Annotated in this window: 13 protein-coding genes; 7 read left to right on the top strand and 6 right to left on the bottom strand. The window is 56.2% G+C overall.

The genetic code is table 11. The annotated features are described in order from the left end of the window. Positions 1-35: 35 nt before the first annotated feature. Entirely contained in the window at positions 36-899 is an 864-nt protein-coding gene (locus AC0QHF_RS25970) for a GAF domain-containing protein (protein WP_324707173.1), read from the bottom strand. Positions 900-1,039: 140 nt separating this feature from the next. Between AC0QHF_RS25970 and AC0QHF_RS25965 the strand changes: the two genes are divergently transcribed. Continuing rightward, entirely contained in the window at positions 1,040-1,873 is an 834-nt protein-coding gene (locus tag AC0QHF_RS25965; protein WP_324707172.1) for a Tab2/Atab2 family RNA-binding protein, read from the top strand. An 18-nt stretch (positions 1,874-1,891) separates the two neighbouring features. Then, entirely contained in the window at positions 1,892-2,191 is a 300-nt protein-coding gene (locus AC0QHF_RS25960; RefSeq protein WP_324707171.1) for a hypothetical protein, read from the top strand. Positions 2,192-2,197: 6 nt separating this feature from the next. On the opposite strand, the gene AC0QHF_RS25955 is transcribed toward AC0QHF_RS25960, so the two are convergent. Then, positions 2,198-4,861, bottom strand: a complete 2,664-nt coding sequence (locus tag AC0QHF_RS25955) for an AAA-like domain-containing protein (protein WP_324707170.1) — start codon at positions 4,859-4,861, stop codon at positions 2,198-2,200. A gap of 238 nt (positions 4,862-5,099) precedes the next feature. Next, complete coding sequence (locus tag AC0QHF_RS25950; RefSeq protein ID WP_324707169.1) at positions 5,100-7,172, bottom strand: AAA-like domain-containing protein; 2,073 nt, start codon at positions 7,170-7,172, stop codon at positions 5,100-5,102. A gap of 330 nt (positions 7,173-7,502) precedes the next feature. Between AC0QHF_RS25950 and AC0QHF_RS25945 the strand changes: the two genes are divergently transcribed. Continuing rightward, the gene (locus AC0QHF_RS25945; RefSeq protein WP_324707168.1) at positions 7,503-9,173 is read left to right on the top strand and encodes an ABC transporter substrate-binding protein; all 1,671 of its coding nucleotides are present in this window, start codon (positions 7,503-7,505) and stop codon (positions 9,171-9,173) included. A gap of 73 nt (positions 9,174-9,246) precedes the next feature. On the opposite strand, the gene AC0QHF_RS25940 is transcribed toward AC0QHF_RS25945, so the two are convergent. The 3 genes from AC0QHF_RS25940 to AC0QHF_RS25930 form a co-directional block, all read right to left on the bottom strand. Next, positions 9,247-10,368 carry a GDSL-type esterase/lipase family protein gene (locus AC0QHF_RS25940; RefSeq protein WP_324707167.1) on the bottom strand — a complete coding sequence of 374 codons (1,122 nt, stop codon included), beginning with the start codon at positions 10,366-10,368 and terminating at the stop codon, positions 9,247-9,249. A gap of 83 nt (positions 10,369-10,451) precedes the next feature. Next, positions 10,452-10,973: a methyltransferase family protein gene (locus AC0QHF_RS25935; RefSeq protein WP_324707166.1), complete on the bottom strand. Its 522-nt coding sequence runs from the start codon at positions 10,971-10,973 to the stop codon at positions 10,452-10,454. Further along, positions 10,970-11,662: a HEAT repeat domain-containing protein gene (locus AC0QHF_RS25930; protein ID WP_324707165.1), complete on the bottom strand. Its 693-nt coding sequence runs from the start codon at positions 11,660-11,662 to the stop codon at positions 10,970-10,972. The genes AC0QHF_RS25935 and AC0QHF_RS25930 overlap by 4 nt, the downstream gene beginning before the upstream one ends. Positions 11,663-11,822: 160 nt before the next feature. On the opposite strand from AC0QHF_RS25930, the gene AC0QHF_RS25925 reads away from it, so the two are divergent. The 4 genes from AC0QHF_RS25925 to AC0QHF_RS25910 all read left to right on the top strand — a co-directional run bounded on the left by AC0QHF_RS25925 (position 11,823) and on the right by AC0QHF_RS25910 (position 19,336). After that, positions 11,823-14,219, top strand: a complete 2,397-nt coding sequence (locus AC0QHF_RS25925) for a CBS domain-containing protein (RefSeq protein ID WP_324707164.1) — start codon at positions 11,823-11,825, stop codon at positions 14,217-14,219. A 73-nt stretch (positions 14,220-14,292) separates the two neighbouring features. Beyond that, a complete protein-coding gene (locus tag AC0QHF_RS25920; RefSeq protein WP_324707163.1) occupies positions 14,293-14,694 on the top strand; it encodes a phosphomannose isomerase type II C-terminal cupin domain in 402 nt (133 codons plus the stop codon). A 255-nt stretch (positions 14,695-14,949) separates the two neighbouring features. Then, positions 14,950-18,486, top strand: a complete 3,537-nt coding sequence (locus tag AC0QHF_RS25915; RefSeq protein ID WP_324707162.1) for a PAS domain S-box protein — start codon at positions 14,950-14,952, stop codon at positions 18,484-18,486. Between the two features lie 394 nt (positions 18,487-18,880). Next, positions 18,881-19,336, top strand: a complete 456-nt coding sequence (locus tag AC0QHF_RS25910) for a response regulator (RefSeq protein WP_324707161.1) — start codon at positions 18,881-18,883, stop codon at positions 19,334-19,336. Positions 19,337-19,496 lie beyond the last annotated feature (160 nt).

Genomic DNA, 19,496 nt, shown 5'->3' with positions numbered 1-19,496 from the left:
CACATATTTTGGGTGTTAATTATCAGGATTTGATATTAATAAAAAACTCGATCAATCAACTGAGAGACAGTTTGATTCAAGCGATCGATAATGGCGATATCTTCTCGATTGAAACTGGTGCGCCAGCGTTCCGGCGCGGTGGGGTGGGTTTCCGGATGATAGGGGGGAAAATTGCCGGGTTGGGTTTTATTGATCAGGTGCATCACCCCCAGCAATTCCCCCGAAGCTTTGCGGACGGGAATGGTTAGGGTGCTACAGGTGCGGTAAAAAACGCGATCGTCGAGGGCTTTGATCGCTTCGACTTGGGGATGGGAACTTTTATAAAAATCGAACGGAATGGCAATCATTTCGCCCGATTCGGCGACCTGTCCCATCAAGCCTTGACCGATCGCAACTCGGACGGTTTTCTGTTTGTCGTTGACGACAACTTTCGTCCGCACCTCCTCCTTTTCTCGGTCAATTAACCAAAAGCTGGCGCGATCGCAATTGACCAGTTTCTGGGCGACTTCGCCGACTTTACGGAAAAAATTATCCGGCGTCAGGCGCTTGTTTTCCAGGGAGTGCAGCAGCGTTTCGACGGTTTCCGGGGGACGGTTCAGGTGTTCCTGATAGGATCGGAGGAGAAAAATCGACATCAAGTCCGGGTTGAGTACGTTCATATCGTGAAAGTGCTGCGCCAGCCGGCTACCCAACCACAGCCCCCAATTTTGGCGCATCCATTCCCCCAGGGTGAAGTGATAATCGAAGAGATTGTTAGCCGCTTTCAGTTCGGTTTTTACGGTGTCGGAGAGGGCTTTATCCAATTCGGCGATCGCATCTTCTATGTCGATGGGAATATAGATTCCGGTGGAGGAATAGGGGTCGCGGGTCGGTGTCAGCGTATATTGTTTGTAGGGCATAGGTGTTGTCAGAGCGTTCCACCCTCCCATCGTGGCGCGGATCGATCGCCGGAGTCAAGGGTAGAATCCCCCAGTTTGACACCCAAATATTTTTGGTGTCATGCTAAAAAAATTGTAGAGTCTTAATTGCCAATTTTTCTATGCCGATCTGGCAAGCCGATTTTTACCGCCGTCCCCTGAAAGACGAAACCGGACAGCCGCTGTGGGAACTGCTGCTGTGCGACGAAACTCGCGATTTCGAGTTTGTGGCGACCTGTCCCCAGTCCCGGGCGAATGCCGATTGGTTGGCGGGTCAGTTGCGACAAGCCGCTGGGGATGGAAAACCGGATGGGATTTGGGTGTTTCGCCCCCAATGTCTGAGTCTGCTGGAGGTGGCCGGGGAACGGTCGGGGATCGCCGTGGAGGCGACTCGCCGGACGCCGGCGTTGAAGCGGTGGTTGCGGGAACGGGCGGACATTTATCCCCAAATGGCGGGGTATACCGGGGAAGCTACCGATCCGGCGGCGATCGAAAAGCCGCCCCCCACCCCCCTGCCCGAGGATCTGTGGGGCGATCGCTGGCGGTTCGCGACGCTTCCGGCGGGGGAAATTGAGGAGGTATTCGGCGATCGCCCGATGCCGTTTTTGGAGATGCCGCCGTCCCTGATCCCCCTCAATTTGGGACTGGCTTCGACGGTTCCGATTTCCGGTGTCGTCATTGACGGGGGACGCCAGTCGATGCAGTTGGCGACGTGGTTGGCGGAGGCGAAACCCGTCGGACTCAATTACGTTCCCGGGCCGCCGGACGGGTTGATTTTGGAGGCGGGATTGTGCGATCGCTGGGTCGTCGCCACGTTTGAAGATGAGGAAGTCGCGGCGGCGGCGCGGATGTTTGAAACCCGAAAACAGTTGGCGAAAGGCTTGCATTTTCTGCTGGTTCGCCCGGACGATTCGGGTATGACTTACACCGGGTTTTGGTTGCTGGGGGGAGAGTAGGAAGGAGGATTGCCCGAAATGAAAATTTTGATATCCGGAATCAAGATACTTTCAACGCTATTAATTACGGGGGCGATCGCCCTGGAGGTGTGGGAATTGACCGTCGCTTCCCTTCCGCCGGTGTTTGACTGGGTTATTTTTATCGCCCGATTTGCCCTGATTAGTCATTTGGTAGAAGCGATCGCAGCCGTATTTTTTGCCCGCCGACGGGGGGGAAATCTCCTCAAAGCCGGGATTTATACCCTGTTTGTCGGCACGGTGGGTTTGCTGGAAATTATCGGGGGCGATCGCGATGGTTTATTGTCTTCTGAACCTTGATGAAAATTACTGATTTTTCAATTGTTCTAATACCTCATCGGTAAACGGACTTTCACCCTTTTTAAGAGTATCGATCCAAGCTTTTCGTTTTGCCTTTTCATTTTCATCACCCATCCATTCCTCCCATTCACTGTACGCCATCTCCAAATCCTCAATCGCCCCATCAAAATCACCCGTCAAAGCCATCGCCAAACCCCGAATCTCACGAATCCGCCCATTTTTCGGTTCGATTTCGACCGCTTTATCGCAGGCGAACATCACCTTCTCAGCTTGTCGATTCAGCCCGCCGTACCGACAGAGCACATTCCAAGACCAAGCCGAAATTTTGACATCAGCATCTAATTTTTGAGCATCCTTAAATTTTGCGATCGCCTCATCGATTTTACCCGCTTCTGCCAAATCTCTCCCCTCGAAAATTGAAGCGATCGCACGGGCTTTATTATCAGGATCAAACTTTAAATCTGAATCCAATTTTACAGCGTTCTGAAAAGCCAAAATGGCTCGATTAACTCTCTCCTCATCCCGAGCCAAAAACTCTCCTCTTTTGACCAAAATCTGAGCCGAACTTGAACGAAAGTTCGGGTCGAGCTTGACAGCCTGTTGAAAGCGAGAAACCGCCTCATCAATTTGAGCCTCCGCTGCCAACTGTTCGCCTTGCAAAAACCGAGCCGTTGCCGAAGCGTCCACCCCACAGTAACGGCGTTCCTCATCGGTGACATTGGGGTTATTTTTCAAGTAGTCCCCTACCACCTGACACGCTTGCGCCATCAGGTCATCTAAATCGACTGTCCACAACTTCACCGTGTTGTCTGCACTGGCCGAAGCGATGGTTTCCCCGTCCGGGCTGAAGGCCACGCCGTTGACATAATCCCGATGCCCATCGAGGGTTTGGAGGAGGGTGCCGTCGCGCTTCCACAATTTCACCGTGTTGTCATTACTGGCCGAAGCGATGGTTTTCCCGTCCGGGCTGAAGGCCACGCCGTTGACCAGACTCCGATGCCCCTCGATACGATTGTATTCTCGGGAACCATCCAGGACTGCATGAAGGATTGAGATCACTTTCCCCCGGGTATCGTCTTTTGACCACAAGGAAACTGGTAATTTTTTCAAGTTGTGGCTGGCTTGCAGTGCGGTGACAATTGAACTGAGTTCCTGGCCTCCGGAGAGGTGCAATTCCTTTGCTCCAGCACTGGTGAGGCGAATTTCAGCTAAGTTGAGATTGGTGTAGGTTCGTCTCAAATAAAAAGCCGCCATCCCGAAAGACAAACCCAAGATTCCGATCGCAATCCAAGACAGCAGAGAAGCCCGTCTTTTTGCTTTCGTTAAAATTTCCTTTGCTTCCTGTTCCGCCGCCAATTTCGTTTCCAACGCCGCCTGAATTTCCTGTTTGTCGAGTTGTTCGCTCGCCGCCAAAAACTGATAATCTTTGTCGCTCAAACTTTTTCCTCTCGCCCAGGCTTTCGCCTCAGTTAACGCCTCCCCCTTCAACAATCGTGACTCATCCTGACGCCCGGACTTCTCCCAAGCCTCGAAAGCTTCGGCATAGGGTCGCAGTTGGGCGAGTTCCTGCGTCACCCAATCTTGATTAAAAATTCCTTTGTAAGTGGGGTTTGCAACTTTCAATTGACCGCCAGTTTTTACGACCAATCCACTCAAGCGCAGTTCCATTTGTTCGGGACTATCATCGGCGGCAATCCCTCCGTCGATCGCATTCAAGACCCGCTGATACAGTCCCAGCAGCCGACCGGCTCGTTGGGGATTGCGGAGGAGGCGATCGCGGATCGTTTTGAAGTGTTCCGGTTCGTCGTTCGCCTCCCAATTTTTGATGATTTGTTGGGAAATAATATCGGCAACAACCTGAGCTTCTTCCCCGGCAATAATTTGGCCGGAATATTCTAAAATTAATCGGCAAATTTTTTGAGTCAAAAACGGCTGTCCGTTCGTCCAATTTAGGATTTCAGTTAAGACCGCTTCCGGGTTTTCACAGCGGGATTCCAACCCTCGGGCGAGGGGCAACGCCGCGGGCATCCGGAAACCGCCGAGGGCGATCGCTTTTCCGATATTGAAGGGCGTTCGAGTTTTGTCCGCGATCAAATCTGACGGAGTGGCGACACCGCAGAGAGTAAAGCTGAGGCGTTTATAATGGTGGCGATCGGCGCGTTTGTTGTAGCTGGCGCGAATCAAGGCGAAAAAGTCATCGACATCAAAATTGAGGCTGATGACACTATCAATTTCATCGATGAAAATAACGATATTATTCTCAATTTCTTTTAGCAATATATCTTCGATAAATTCGCCCAGTCGTTGTACCGGAGAAATCAACTCGCGATCGCGCCACCAAGCCGCCAGTTTTGCCCGTTTGCCGAGGGAAGTCGAGAGGGTACTGGCGACGGTTCTTATCATCCCCAAATACCACTGATCGGGGGTGATATTGTGACTGCCAATTTGGGTAATATCGATCGCGACACAAGCCACACCCTCAGCTTGCAATCGCCGCATCGTCTGCACCCGCAAGCTGGATTTTCCCATCTGGCGTGAGTTGAGGACGTAGCAGAATTCCCCCCGTTTGAGGGCATCATATAACTCGTCGTCGGCTTCGCGTTTGACGTAGGTGGGGGCATCGGCGGGGAGGCTTCCACCCACTTGATAAATCGGGTTTTGATGATTCATAGTGATTCGAGAAAGTAATTTTTGATAATATTTGTTTTTCCTCCCCTCGCCCAAGATTGGGAGAGGGGCCGGGGGTGAGGGCTGAATTCTTCTCCCCTCGCCCAAGATTGGGAGAGGGGCCGGGGGTGAGGGCTGAATTCTTCTCCCCTCGCCCAAAATTGGGAGAGGGGCCGGGGGTGAGGGCTGAGTTTTCCTCCCCTCGCCCAAGATTGGGAGAGGAGCCGGGGGTGAGGGAAAACTAAAGGCGATCGCGGAAATAAAGCCGATACAAATCCGATCGCACCCCGGCATCATTTCCGCACAGCGTCACCAGCCCCAAACTGTGCAGCTTAAATGCCACTATCGACTCCAACCGCACGGGTTCGTCACTGTTGACAACCTGTTCCATCGCCGCCGCCAACTCGGGATATTGTTGCAACTTCCACAGGTGTCCCCGCAGGTGATCGCCGTAATATCCGGCTTCCGTGGGGGCGGTTTTTAAAAATTCTGAAATCGTCGTATCTTGACGGGAAATATAGTAGAGTGCCACCCGAATTAAATAGGGATGTCCGCCGACAATTTGCATCAGAGATTCCAATTCGTCGGCGGTGAATTTCAATCCGTGCAATTCGACCAATTCTTGTACCTGTTCCGTGGTCAATTCCGATAATTCAATGGGCAGTCCCACATTGAAGGGCGATTGGTTGATATCCATCGGCACATAAACTTCCGTGGAATGCACGACCACGAGGCGCAATTTTTTCCAAATGTCGTTATTTTTGGCTTGTTCATGCCACGCCCGCAACAGTCCCAAAAAGTCTCCCGCAATTTCCGGGTGTTCAAAGACGCGATCGACTTCATCGAGTCCCAAAACGAGCGGACTGTCGATATTTTCGAGCAGATATTCCTCAAAGTAAACCGTACTGTTATCTTTGCTGCCGAAAATTTCATCCCAGTAGTCATTCAACTGATTGGGGAGGCGCAACCTCCGCCCCACGCTGGCGCAAAACCAGCGCAAAAATTTGTCCAAATCCGCAAAAATTTTCCCGTCTGCCAACTGAAAGCTGAGGGGGACGGAACAATATCCGTGTTTCTTTTGGGCGTGGTGCAAAACTCGCGCCATCAGAGAGGTTTTTCCCATCTGGCGGGGGGCTTTGATCCGAATGAGTGCCCCCGATTGGAGGATGGTTTCATAACATCGAGATTCGGCGGGGGGACGTTCTACATAAAAGATAGAAGCGACATCCATTTGCCCTTCCGGAAGTTCGGGCACCGCCGCCGGTTGGGGACGGGATGTGCGATCGCCCCAGGCTTTAGGTTGGGAAATATTGGACGCTTCCGGAACCTTTCCGGTTTGAATTAAATTGATGACTTCTCCGATCAGTTTGGGCGTGTCCGCGTCCGAATTCCACTCCCGCTGATGAATCCGATCCAAATAACCCCGCAGGTTGTAGTTGAGGGGAGAAGTCAAGGGAAATTGGACGCGAATGGGTAGGATGATCGGTTTTCCGTCGCGTTTTTCTTGCAGTTTTTTGACCTGCCGCACTTCCTCCGTCACCATTTCGCTGGTCGCCGATCGCTCCGATAATAGCAATAGTAAATAATCGCATTGTTGCAATTCGGTTTCGATCCGGTACGGCCAATCTTCCCCCAATTTTAGGCTGGCGCCGGCCATAAATGCGGCCTGTCCCGCCTCCGACAAGGCTTCAAAGAATTTTTGGGCGAGGGAGGTGTCGGGATCTTTGGCGGAATAGGAAATAAAAACCCGTTTCCGGGAGCGATCGCGGGTCAGGGAAGAGGCGATATGGTAGAGGGGGACGGGTTCGGAAATGCCTTTGAGTTTTCGCAGTCCGATATAGGTGGGTTTGGGGGTGAGGCTATTTTTGACGACCTCGTAAACGGTGGCGGAAAGGCAGACTCCTCCCGGGGGTGCGAGGGATTGCAGTCGGGCAGCGATGTTGACCCCATTTCCCATCACGTCCCGGCCGTCATCAACTAAGTAAATATCCCCCAGGTGGATTCCGATGCGGTGAACTAAAATATCCCGTTCGGGGAGGTCGGCGGCGGTTTTGGCGATCGCGGTTTGGATCTCCGTCGCACAGGTAACGGCCTGTTCGGCACGGTTGAAGTACATCAGCAATCCGTCCCCCAGGGATTTGATCGTTTTTCCCTCGTGATGCTGACAGGATCGCCGCATCATTCTGAAGTCCCGGTCTAGCAAACCGAGGGTATGTTTCTCATCGGCCGCCATTTTGGGGGTAAACGACTCAACATCCGTAAAGACGATCGCCGCTAAGGTACTTTCACTGCTGGCATTGTCTGGTTGTTCCATTGGTGATCGGGCCCCATATAACATCCAGTATAGCCCTCAGTGTACAGAATCCGAACAATTATTGATCGAATCAACAATCTCGAATCATTTTTGTGAAATCTAAATCTCCAACACTTCCCACTTTTCCCGCCATGGACAATAGGTCGAATCGTTCCGATCGCCACCAGCCTCGAACGCGATGGGAGAAGTTCACATTGACAAACACTCGAATTTTCCCGCCCATTCTACCGCCGGCCTCCCATTCCCATCTGGAAGCGCTATTCCGAACCGCGAAAATGTTACTATCAACAGTTCAGAATCGAATGTAGAGCAGAGATTACACCCCACCAGATGCAGAAAACACACCCGATGCGATCGCCCTCTCCGGGATGGCATCGCCGCCGCCGAATTCCCGCAATCGCCCGATTTCTGGCTTTATTTTGTTTGGTCGCCTTCGTTGCGATCGCCTGCGGAACCGGACCCGAGGGCCAAACCCCCGCCACTTCGGACACCGATCGCATTGTCGTCGGGACGACCCAGAACCTCCGCACCCTCGACCCGGCGGACGCCTACGAGGTGATCTCCGGAACCCTCCTCTACAACCTCGGCGATCGCCTCTACGCCTACAAACTGGGCACCACGGAACTCCAACCGGAACTGGCGACGGATTTTCCCACCGTCGGCGACGACAACCTCACCTATACCATCCCGCTGCGGGAAGGGGTGGTGTTCCACGACGGGACCCCCTTCGACGCCGAGGCGATGAAATTTTCCCTGGACCGGTTCATCCAAAAAGGCGGGCCCCCCTCGTCCCTGCTGGCGGACACCATAGACACAATTGAGGCGACGGGGGAATACGAACTCACCATCACCCTCAAACGGCCCTTCGCGGCGTTTCCGTCCCTGCTGGCCTTTTCGGGCACCTGTGCGGTGTCTCCCGCCGCCTACGCCATCGACGGACCCTTCCAACCCGATATGTTTGTGGGCACCGGACCCTATGTGTTGGCGGAATACGGCGTGGACGTGATTCGCCTTGACCCGTTCGAGAATTATTGGGGGGAAAAACCCGCCAACGAGGGGATCGATTTGCAGCGATTTACCAGTTCCGCCAACCTGTTCAATTCGTTTCGCAGCAATGCGGTGGATGTGGCTTACGTTTCCTTGGAACCCGACCAGATCGCGAGTTTATTGGAAGGGGCCGAAGCGGGGAACTGGCAAGCGATCGCGGCGGACGGAAATACGGTCAATTATATGGTGTTGAACGTCAATTCCGAACCCCTGAATCAACCGGAAGTCCGGCGGGCGATCGCGGCTTTGATCGACCGCAATTTAATCAATAATCGCATCTTGCGGGGACAGGCCGAACCCCTCTACAGCCTCATCCCTACCACCTTTGAAAGTTACAGCCCCGTCTTCCAACAAACCTACGGCGACGGCAATTTTGACCAAGCCAAACAACTCCTCGCCGAGGCCGGATATACCCCGGAAAATCCCGCCGTGGTGGAACTGTGGTACGGCGCCAATTCCAACAAGCGAGCCTCACTGGCGGCGACGCTGAAAGCCCTGGCCCAGGAAAATTTGGGCGGCGCGTTGCAACTCGAACCCAAGAGCGTGGAAACCACCACCGCCTATCAAAATTTGGACAAGGGAATTTATCCGACGTTCATGTTGGATTGGTACGCCGATTTCTTGGATGCGGACAATTACATCCAGCCCTTTTTGGGCTGCGCGAAAGGTTCGGAAGAAACGGGATGTGAAGAGGGGGCGAGTCAATATCAGGGATCGTTTTATTATAGCGATCGCGTCAACGAATTGATCGACCAGCAGCGGACTGAACAAGACCCCCAAAAGCGTCGGGCGATCTTTTTGGAAATTCAAGAAAGCCTCGCCAGCGACGTTCCTTTCATCCCCCTCTGGCAAGATAAAACCTACATCTTCGCCCAAAATAATATCGGGGGAATCCGCCTGCAAGTTAACCAGCAGTTTCCGTTCTGGCCCCTGGAGAAAGTAAATCCGGAGTAAATCGGATCTTTTTTTGACCCTACGGTATCGAATCGGTAGCACAGGCATCCTGCCTGTGCGACTTGATGGTTGTTTAATTCAAAATATTGTTGGTTTCGATGAATTGTTTCAATTCTGACGCCATTTTTTTGGACTCGACGCGATCGGGGTGTCCGTTTTGCGCTTCAAAAGAATAGTTGTAAAACCAGGTGTTGTAACCCTCCTGTTTGAGTTCGTTCGCCACTTCTTCCGCGTATTTGTCCGCATTTCTCGCCCATATGGGAGCCGGGGCAAAAATGAACGGGCGGTTTTTGTCATTTCCATATTTTTCGTAAATATCGCGGGCGATCGCTTTGTAGGCATTTTTCCACGTCGGCACGTCGTCCAAACCGTTGCCATATTCGTCGTTGACACCCATCGCCATAATCACCAAATCGGGGGTGTAGCGGCCGAAATCCCAGTCCGTCCGAGAAAAGCCGCCCTCCGACGAAGGGCTCAGTTTGTCGTAGGTGGCATCGAGTCCCGTATTGCCGCTCTCAAAATAGCCGGTTCCGCTCCGCACAGCCAAACCGGCGATGCCGTTATTGTGAATGTCCGCATTCAAATCTCTCGCCAACGTATTGGCGAAACTCAAATAGGCATTGTTATCGCCACAATCGCCGTCGCCTTCGGCACAACCTGCACTGGCCCCTTCGGTGACGGAATCGCCGAACACTTCTATTTTTAAAGCCGGTTTCTCGCCGGCGAGAATGCCTTTTTCTTCGTCGAGTACCAACCCGTGAAACACCAAACCCCGGTTGCCATTTCCCGGCCCTTCCAGTTTGATAATTTCCAAGGTGTGCGTGCCGTCGGAGAGTCCGGTGGCGATGGTTATTTCTTGTTTTGAGGCATTTTTATCGACTTCTTTGATAATCAGATCGCCGCCGTCGATGATAAATCCGACTTTCGTATCGTTGTTGGAGTTGTCGGAAAATTTGGCTTTCAGGCTGGTGCCTTTAAATTTGACGTTGATGATCGAACCCCCGTAGAAAATGACGGGGTTGGCACTGTCGCTAAAATCGATTCTGCCGGAATATTTGTAGCGAGAATCGGAGGGGTCGGTTTCGTCTCCGACTGCCGATAAAAAGGCGGCTAAATTCGTTTGCATTTTGCCGTCGGCTGCGCCGCAACCCAAGAGCCAGGAGCAAGCCACCGTCAGACTTGCAAATCGAATCATTTTTTTCAAGGTTGTCGAGATCCAAATCGATGCGATCGCCCGATCGCTTCCAGAAACGCCTTTCGAGGGAATGGGGGGGCGATTCAGTAAACCAGCGGAATCAGTTTTTTGACCCGCCGTTTGTACTCCGAATATTCGGGATATTTGTCGATCAGCCATTGTTCCTCCCGCCGAGATTTGATGTCCAAAAATAAAAACAGAATCGCAGTTATTGCCAAATGGGAGAGGCTGAGAAAAAAGAGCGTCCAGCCGAAGGTGACAAAGATTAAGCCGCTGTAAAGGGGGTGGCGGACGACGTTGTAGACGCCAGATTGAATCAAATTTCCGGTGTCTTTGGGGTAGGGGAGCGGGGTGAGGTTTTCGCCCAAATCCATCAGTCCCTTGACCATGAGAAAGACGGCGATCGCGTCAAATAGAATGGAAATTCCCCAGATTAAATACATCCACGGGGACGATTTCAGGGCCACCAATCCGGGGATCGGATAGACGGGAAGCAGGACGAATCCGACCAGCAGGAGTCCCTGGATCGCCACCAAATACTCCCCCCGCTTTCCGGTTTTCAAACCCTCCCAGGTCAGTCCCCAATCTTTGAAAATTTCGTTCATGATTCCAACAGTTTTTCATCCAATTCTCGGAGGCGATCGAGGGCAATTTTGGCAGCTTCCGATACCTGCGGGTGGCCGTCTTTCGCCAGGTATTTGAGGGCCGCCGCACTCTTGGAAGTCGGGAGATTTCCGAGGGCTTCCGCGAGTCGCTGCCGTACCAGCCAATCCTCCGACTGGGCGAAATCCAAGATCCGGTCGATCGCCTCGAGATCGCGAATTTCTCCCAACGCCGCGATCGCAGCCTGTTGGAGGATCACCTCGTCGCTGTTGAGGGCCGAAATCAGCACCTCGTGGGCGCGGAGATCTTTCAAATTGCCCAGAGACACCGCCGCGCTGAAGCGCACCAGCCAATCGGTATCCTCGTAAAACGCCCGCATCAGGGGTTCGACGGCGCGGCGATCGCCCAGGTAGCCCAGGGCCCCGGCCGCGTCGGCGCGGATGCCGTAGTCCGGATCGCTTTCGAGCAATTTTACCAAAATCCCGTAACATTCGGCAGTGGGTTTGATTCCCAGGGCGAAAACCGCCATCGAGCGGATTTGCAAACTCTGGTCGTCGAGGACTTTTTTGATCAGGGGGACTGCATCTTCCGGGGAGACCTGCCGCAGGGATGCCAGGGCCAACATCCGATCACGGGTATTTTGACTCTCCAATTGGGCGGCAATTCGGTCGAGGGGAAAGGTCGCGCTCATCTCAACTTATTAAAACTTTACATTTTGAATTCCCCCACATTATAGAGAAAATCAAAAAATTGGGTCATTCCCTTCACCCCCCAGTGTTAGGATTACCATACAGGAAAAATAGCAAACGGTTCTCGGGTGCGACCCGCACCGGCCAACGCCTCCATCGGTTATGCCCTACTCAGCGCCCCACTACTCCTCCGCCCTCGAACAGGCGGTCGATCGCTACCCCCTCACCGTGACGCCGGACACCTCCCTGGCCGACGCGATCGCCCTGATGGGTCAGTTGCTCAACCGCTCCGCGATGCCCCAAAACACAACGGACGACCCCGGAACCTCGGAGGGGGCGACGGCAGGGGTGCGGCCGGCCGAAGGGCTGCGGGCCACCTGCGTGCTGGTAGTGGACAAGTCGGCCCCCGGCGGCCCGGACATTCTGTCTCCCCCGCCGGAGGGGGCGAACCTGTTGGGCATCTTCACCGAGCGGGATCTGGTGCAACTGATCGCCACGGGCATTTTGGACAACCCCCGGGAGGCCCCCCTGCACAAAATCCGCATCGGGGAAGTCATGTCCGAGGCCGTCCACCAACTGACCGAATCCCAAGATCAGGATATTTTTACCGCCCTGTCGATGTTCCGCCAGCACCAGATCCTGCACCTCCCCGTCCTCAACCGCGACGGCCATTTGGTGGGGGCGATCACGCCGGAGCGAATTCGGCAAGTCCTGCAACCCTCCAACATCCTGAGAACCCGGCGGGTAGCCGACGAGATGATCGCCGACGTACTCAGGGCGCCGGCCAACACCTCCGCCCTGAATTTGGCCCAGCGGATGGCGACCCACCAGACGAGCTGCGTGGTCATCCACGAGGCGTCCCGGAAAAAGAAAGTGAAGCCCCTGGGGATCGTCTCGGCCCAGGATATCCTCCTGGCTCAGTTTTTGGAGTTAGACCTCAGCCGCACCCCGGCGGCGACGATCATGGGGAAACCCCGCTTTTCCCTGACGGCCCAGGATTCCCTGTGGGTGGCGCACCAGGAGATGCAGGCCCGCCAGGTGCAGCGGCTGCTGGTGTGCGGCGAGGGGGGGGAACTGCGGGGGATCGTCACCCAGATGAGCCTGCTGCGGATGCTCGACCCCACGGAGATGTACCGGGTGGTGAAACAACTGCAGCAGTCCGTCTACCAGCTCCAGGCGGAGAAGATGGAACTGCTCAGGAGCCGCAACGTGCAGTTGGAGAAGCAGGTGGCCGAACGGACGGCCCAACTGCACGAACAGTTGCAGCGGGAGCGGCTGCTGGCCAAAATTTCCCTGCAGATCCACCAATCCCTGAATTTGGAAGACATTCTGAATACCACCGTGGCCGAGGTGCGATCGCTCCTGGAGGCAGACCGCGTCGTGATTTACCACGTCGTCAACGGCGAAACCGGACAACTGGTGGCCGAGTCGGCCGCTTCCGGATGCGGTTCCCTCTCGCACCCCCAGCTCACCCAAACCGCGATCGCCCACTACCTGCAGGCCTTCGAGCGGGACTACATCTACACCGTCCCGGACATCCGCGCCGGCGACCTGCCCCCGGCGGAACGGGTGCGCCTGCACCAAGAACAGATCGAATCCTATTTAGGAGTCCCCATCCTCCAGGACGGGCAACTGTGGGGCGTGATCGAGGTGCAGCAGTGTCACAAATCCCGCCACTGGCTGCCCGCCGAAACCAACCTCCTGCAACAACTGGCGACCCAACTGGCGATCGCCATCTACCAAGCCCAACTCTACCACCAAGTTCAAGCCCTCAACACCGACTTGGAAAAACAGGTGCTCGACCGCACCGCCGAACTGCAACACAAAGTCCAAGAACTCCAGCAGTTGAACATCCTCAAAGACGACTTTCTCAGCACCGTCTCCCACGAACTGCGGACGCCTTTGGCCAACATGAAGATGGCGATCCATATGCTGAAATTGGCACCGACGCCGGAGCGGGGCGAGCGGTATCTCAGCATTTTGGAGGCGGAATGTTCCCGGGAAACCAACCTGATCAACGACCTGTTGGACTTGCAAAAATTGGAGGCCTCCACCGCCCCCATCAGCCTGGAAGTATTGAACCTTTCCAACTGGATTCCCCGCATCACCCAACCCTTCTATTCCCGAGCTCAGGAACGCCAGCAGGTGTTGAGCGTGGACTGTCCCCCCGACTTGCCGCCCGTCCGCACCAACACCGGCAACCTGGAGCGGATCATCGCCGAATTGTTGAACAATGCCTGCAAGTACACCCCCGACGGCGGGGAAATTCACCTGGGAGTTGAACGCGGCGCCGGCGGGATTTCCGAAGCGCCTCAAAAGACCGCCCGCTCCGGCGATCGCCTGCGGTTTAAAATTGCCAACCAGGCCGAAATCCCGGAAAAAGAACTGCCCCGCATTTTTGACAAGTTCTACCGGGTGCAAAACGCCGACCCCTGGAAGCAGGGGGGGACCGGTTTGGGATTGGCGCTGGTGGAAAAATTGGTCGAACAACTCGACGGCAAAATTCGGGTGACGAGTCAGGACTGCTGGACGACATTTACCGTCGATTTTCCGGTTTAATCTCGATGGGAAGATTGCATATAATTGGGTTGACTGGAAACCGAACGACTGTCTTTTATTCTGGAATGCCAAGATGACGAAAGCCAAAACCGAAAAACCGAGCGAAACCCCCGCCACCTCCCAGCCCACCCGTACCCCGCCCTGGGGCCACGTCACGGTTTTGGAGGAGGGCGATCGCTACCGGATCAATCGGATCGTGATCAATCCGGGCTACCACATCAGCACCCAAATGCACTACCACCGCAGCGAACACTGGATCGTTGTGGCGGGGACGGCCAAGGTGGTCTGCGGCGGTCAGGACATTACCCTCACCCCCAAACAGTCCACCTACGTCCCCATGAATACCCCCCACCGGGTGGACAATCCCGGGGTGATCCCGCTGGTGATGATCGAGGTGCAGAACGGCGAATATTTGGGCGAAGACGACATCACCCGCTTTCCGGAAGAAGATCGAAAAGTTGACGACAAAAAATAAAACAATCAGATCCAATTCCGACCGCAAAAGATCTGGGGCAGGGGGGCGACCGGAGGAAAATCCTATCTGTATTCTTCCTCCCCTTGACCGTTGCCCCCTCGGCTCCCTCCGCCCCCTCCCACCCGACACTCTCTCTTGAGGGTGAGTCGTCGCATCGGTCACCGGGTTAAAATCCAAAGTTGAATCGATCGACACATCGGCGGTCGATCGCCGCGATCGCGCCCACTTTCTGAACACCATTTGGGGGAAAGACACTTGAACCGTCCGACCTCGGCCGTCACCCAACCCGATCCGGTGTCGGAAGTCGAGTTAATCCAACAGTTTTCGCGAGTGAGCCGGTGGGCTGCGATCGCGATCGCAGCGGTCGGGTTGCTGGGATGGGCGGCGAACCTGTGGACGGGAACCCCCACCCTCCCCCACTGGCTCACCATCCGGGGCTACATCGCCCTGGCTGCCATCGGGTCGGGGGTCGCCCTCGACCTGTGGCAGCGCCACCACCTGCGGGGCATCAGCCCGCCCCCCCCGATCCGGGCGTTGATTTGGGGCGGTGGCGCGACCGCCGTGCTGATCGGGGCGGTCGGCCTGCTGGATTTCTTCGCCGGCGGTGGACTCGCGGCCGTCAATTGGCCGATCGCCCCCAACACCGCCGGCGGCGCGATCACCCTCGGCGGCGGCGTGCTGCTGTCGGTGAGGGGCCGCAACGCCGCCGCCCAGTTCTGCGGCCTGCTGGCCCTGCTGATCTCAATTTTGGCCCTCGTCGGCCACCTCTACCACTTCGCCCCCTTTTACAACGTCGGCTCCCCCAACCCGATGGACATCCAGACCGCCGTCGCCCTGCTGCTGCTCTCCCTGAGCATCTTGGGTGTCCGCCCGGACCGGGGGTGGATGGCGGAAGTCAGCAGCCCCTACGCCGGGGGCATGATGATCCGACGCCTGCTGCCGGTGACGGTCGCCATCCCGATCCTGCTGGGATTGTTGATGTTGGCGATCGCAGTTTACTCCCCCGTCGGCATCGAAAACTTGACCGCCCTCCGCACCATTCTGGGCATCCTCGTCTTCGCGGCCGTCCTGTGGTGGAACGGCCGCAGTTTGAACCGCATCGACGCCTGCCGCGAAGAGGCGCAAACTTCCCTGCTGCAATCGGAACGGCGCTACCGGGCCATCTTCAACCAATCCTTTCAGTTCGTCGGGCTGCTAGACCTCGACGGCACCCTCCTGGAAGCCAACCGCACCGCCCTCGACTTCGCAGGGGTGCAGGCGAAAGATGCCATCGGCAAGCCCTTCTGGGAAGCCCCCTGGTGGCGGGGGTCGGCCGAGAACCGGGCACAACTGCGGGAGGCGATCGCCGGGGCACTGCGGGGGGAGCCAGTCCGCTACGAAGTTGACGTTCTGGGGCGGGGTGATGCGACGGCCACCATCGACTTTTCCCTGCGCCCCATTTTGGACGGCGACGGAAAAACCATTTTCCTCATCCCCGAGGGGCGGGATATCAGCGATCGCAAGCGCCTCGAAGAACAAATCCGGCAGTTCAACGCCCAACTCGAAGCCCGCATCGAGGAGCGCACCCGGCAACTGGAAACGAGCAACGACCGGTTGCGGCGGGAAATCGCCGATCGCCGGCGGGCTGAAACCGCCCTGCGGGAGTCGGAAGAACTGTTCCGCGCCACCTTTGAACAGGCGGCGGTGGGCATCGCCCACGTCGGACTTGACGGCAGTTGGCTGCGGGTGAATCAAAAATTGTGCGATATCGTCGGCTACACCCGGGAAGAATTACTGCAAAAAACCTTTCAGTCGATCACCCATCCCGAGGATCTCTCCGAGGATTTGGAACGGGTACGACAACTGATAGCCGGTCAGGTCGAGAGTTATGCGATGGAAAAGCGCTACATCCGCAAAGATGGTTCCTCCGTTTGGGTCTCCCTTGTCGGTTCCCTGCGCCGCCACCCCACCGGGGAACCCAACCACTTTATTGCCGTCGTCCGGGACATTTCCGATCTCAAACGGACCCGGGAAGAACTCGAACGGCGTCACCGGGACCTGAAAGAGTCCGAGGAAAAATTCCGGCAGTTCGCCGAACACATCCGGGAAATTTTCTTCAGTTTCACCCCCGACTACGGCCGGCTCCTCTATGTCAGCCCCGCCTACGAGGAGCTGTGGGGGCGCAGTTGCCAGAGCCTCTACGACCGCCCCGACAGTTGGTTTGAAGCCGTCCACCCCGAGGACCGCGATCGCGTCGGAACGGCTTTGGAGCGGGCGATCGCCGGGGCCCCCTTTGAAGAGGAATATCGCGTCTGCCGGCCGGACGGCTCCGAGATCTGGGTGCGCGTCCGCACCTCCTTCGTCCGCAACACGGCCGGGGAAGTCCTGCGGGTCGTCGGCGTCACCGAGGAGATCACGCAACGGAAAAACGCGGAACTCAACCTCGCCGCCCAACTCCGCCAACAGGCCGATGTCGCCCTCCTGTCCCAGAAGGCTCTCTCGGGCTTGGAGCTCTCCCAATTGTTTGACGAGACGGCCGCAGAAGTCGCCGAGAGCCTCGGCGTGGAATACAGCAAAATCCTGCAACGAATCCCCGGGGGAGACGGCCTGCTGTTGAGGGCGGGGGTGGGTTGGGCTGAAGGCTTGGTGGGGCGGGCGGTCGTCGCGGCTGACCGGGATTCCCAGGCGGGTTACACCCTCCTGAGCCGCGAACCGGTCGTCGTCGAATCGCTGGACTCGGAAACCCGGTTTTCCGGCCCGGAGCTGTTGAAAGATCACGGGGTCGTCAGCGGCATCAGCGTGGCGATCGAGGGGGCCGACGACCGTCCGTTCGGCGTTTTGGGGGTTCACACCCGCCACCGACGCCACTTCGAGCACTCCGACGTCAACTTCCTGCAGTCCGTGGCGAATTTGTTGGCGTCCGCCATCGCCCGCCGGGAGGCGGAGCGGGAACTCCGGCAACTCAACGCCCACCTTGAAGAGCGGGTGCGGGTGCGGACGCGACAACTCCAGAAGAGCAACCGGGAACTCGAATCCTTTTCCTATTCGGTTTCCCACGACCTCCGCGCCCCCCTGCGGGCGATCCAAGGCCTGACTCAGGCGCTGTGGGAGGATTACGGCAGCCAACTGGCGGACGACATGGCCCGGGAGTACACCCACCGGATCATGGCCGCGGCTACCCACATGGACACCCTGATCCAAGATCTGTTGGCCTACAGCCGCCTGGGGCGGGCCGAGATCCACCTGAACCCGGTGGCCCTCGACGGTGTGTTGGAGGAGATCCGGGACACCCTGGATTTGGAGCTGAGTGACGCGGGGGTGCAACTCAAAATTGCCCCCGATCTGCCCGTCGTCTACGGGAACTACCGCATTCTCTACCAGGCGATCGCGAATTTGGTCGCCAACGCCGCCAAGTTCGTTGCCCCCGACGTCCGGCCGACGGTTTCGATCTGGGCGACCCAAAGCGACGGCTGGGCGCGGTTGTGGGTGGGAGACAACGGCATCGGCATCGACCCCCAGTACCACGATCGCATCTTCCGGGTGTTCGAGCGCCTCCACGGCGTGGAATCCTACCCCGGCACGGGGATCGGGTTGGCGATCGTCAAACGCGGGATCGAGCGCATGGGCGGGCGCTGCGGGGTCGAGTCGCAGCCGGACGTGGGGAGTCAATTTTGGCTCGAACTGCCCACCTCCCCCCCCGGGGAGGGCGCACCGAATTCCGCCCCCGGCCCGTCGGTCTCCGCAGACCCGCTCACGGTCAAGTCTTCAAATGGTTGGGAAAAAAGCGAAAAATTTGACCAAAATATGAGATAATTTGGAGAAGTAAGGAATTGAAATTTTCATTCCGAGATGACCTGGAAAGGATGAGCTTCCCATGGGGTTCCTGATTGATTTCCGGCTAATTGTTTCCCAGTTTTTTGAGTGGAGGAGAAGTGGGAGGGGTTGATTGAATTTTCAGGGAGCGGTCGGACGACCTTTCGGTTGGATGAGAAAACGTGCTGAGGATTTCTAAGATCGAGACCGGCCAGACCACAAACAGCGCCAGTCCGGTCAGAATTGCCGTAGAGCTGGGCTTTGACCGGACCGAAAGTCTGGGTTGGTGGACGGCGATCGAGCCAATGGGATATCACATCGTAAGCTAGAAGCAGCCACAGCCATGTCCCACTCCACTTTAAAATCCCCACACCTCGAAAGGAGATTGATACCCGTGTCGGAACGGAACCCGTCGGAAATTTTGCTGATCGAAGATGACTCCAACGACGTCTTTTTGATTCGGCGCGCCTTCGGGCGGATCGATGCCAAGTTGCCCCTGCGGGTGCTCGAAGATGGAGAGGTCGCGATCGCCCATCTGAACCAATTGATCGCCGAGGGGAACCGCGAACAGCACCCCCTGCCCCTGTTGATACTGCTCGACTTGAAACTCCCCCGCCGTTCGGGACTCGAAGTTTTGGAATGGCTCAAACGACAGTCCGCCGTCTGCCGCATCCCCGTGGTGGTACTGACCTCGTCCCGGGAAAGTGTGGACGTCGATCGCGCCTACGATTTGGGGGCCAATTCCTATTTGGTCAAACCCGTCTCCTTCGACGCCCTGTCGAACATGATCCAAACCATCGACACCTACTGGCTAAAATTCAACCAGTCTCCCTCCATCCAAAAAGCGTGATCTCCAGTTCCGATCGTCCGCGATCGTACAGATTTTTGCTCCGGAGAAATAATTTTTGTTCAAACAATTCTGGCGGATATGATGTAAGCTCACCCCGGTCTAAAGACGCGGGGCTTTCGCACTAACCCGTTACAGTATCTAGCCAAGAGCAAGATAGAGG

This window comes from Lyngbya sp. CCY1209 (assembly GCF_055795065.1).
This window is presented reverse-complemented; position numbering and strand designations above follow the sequence as displayed.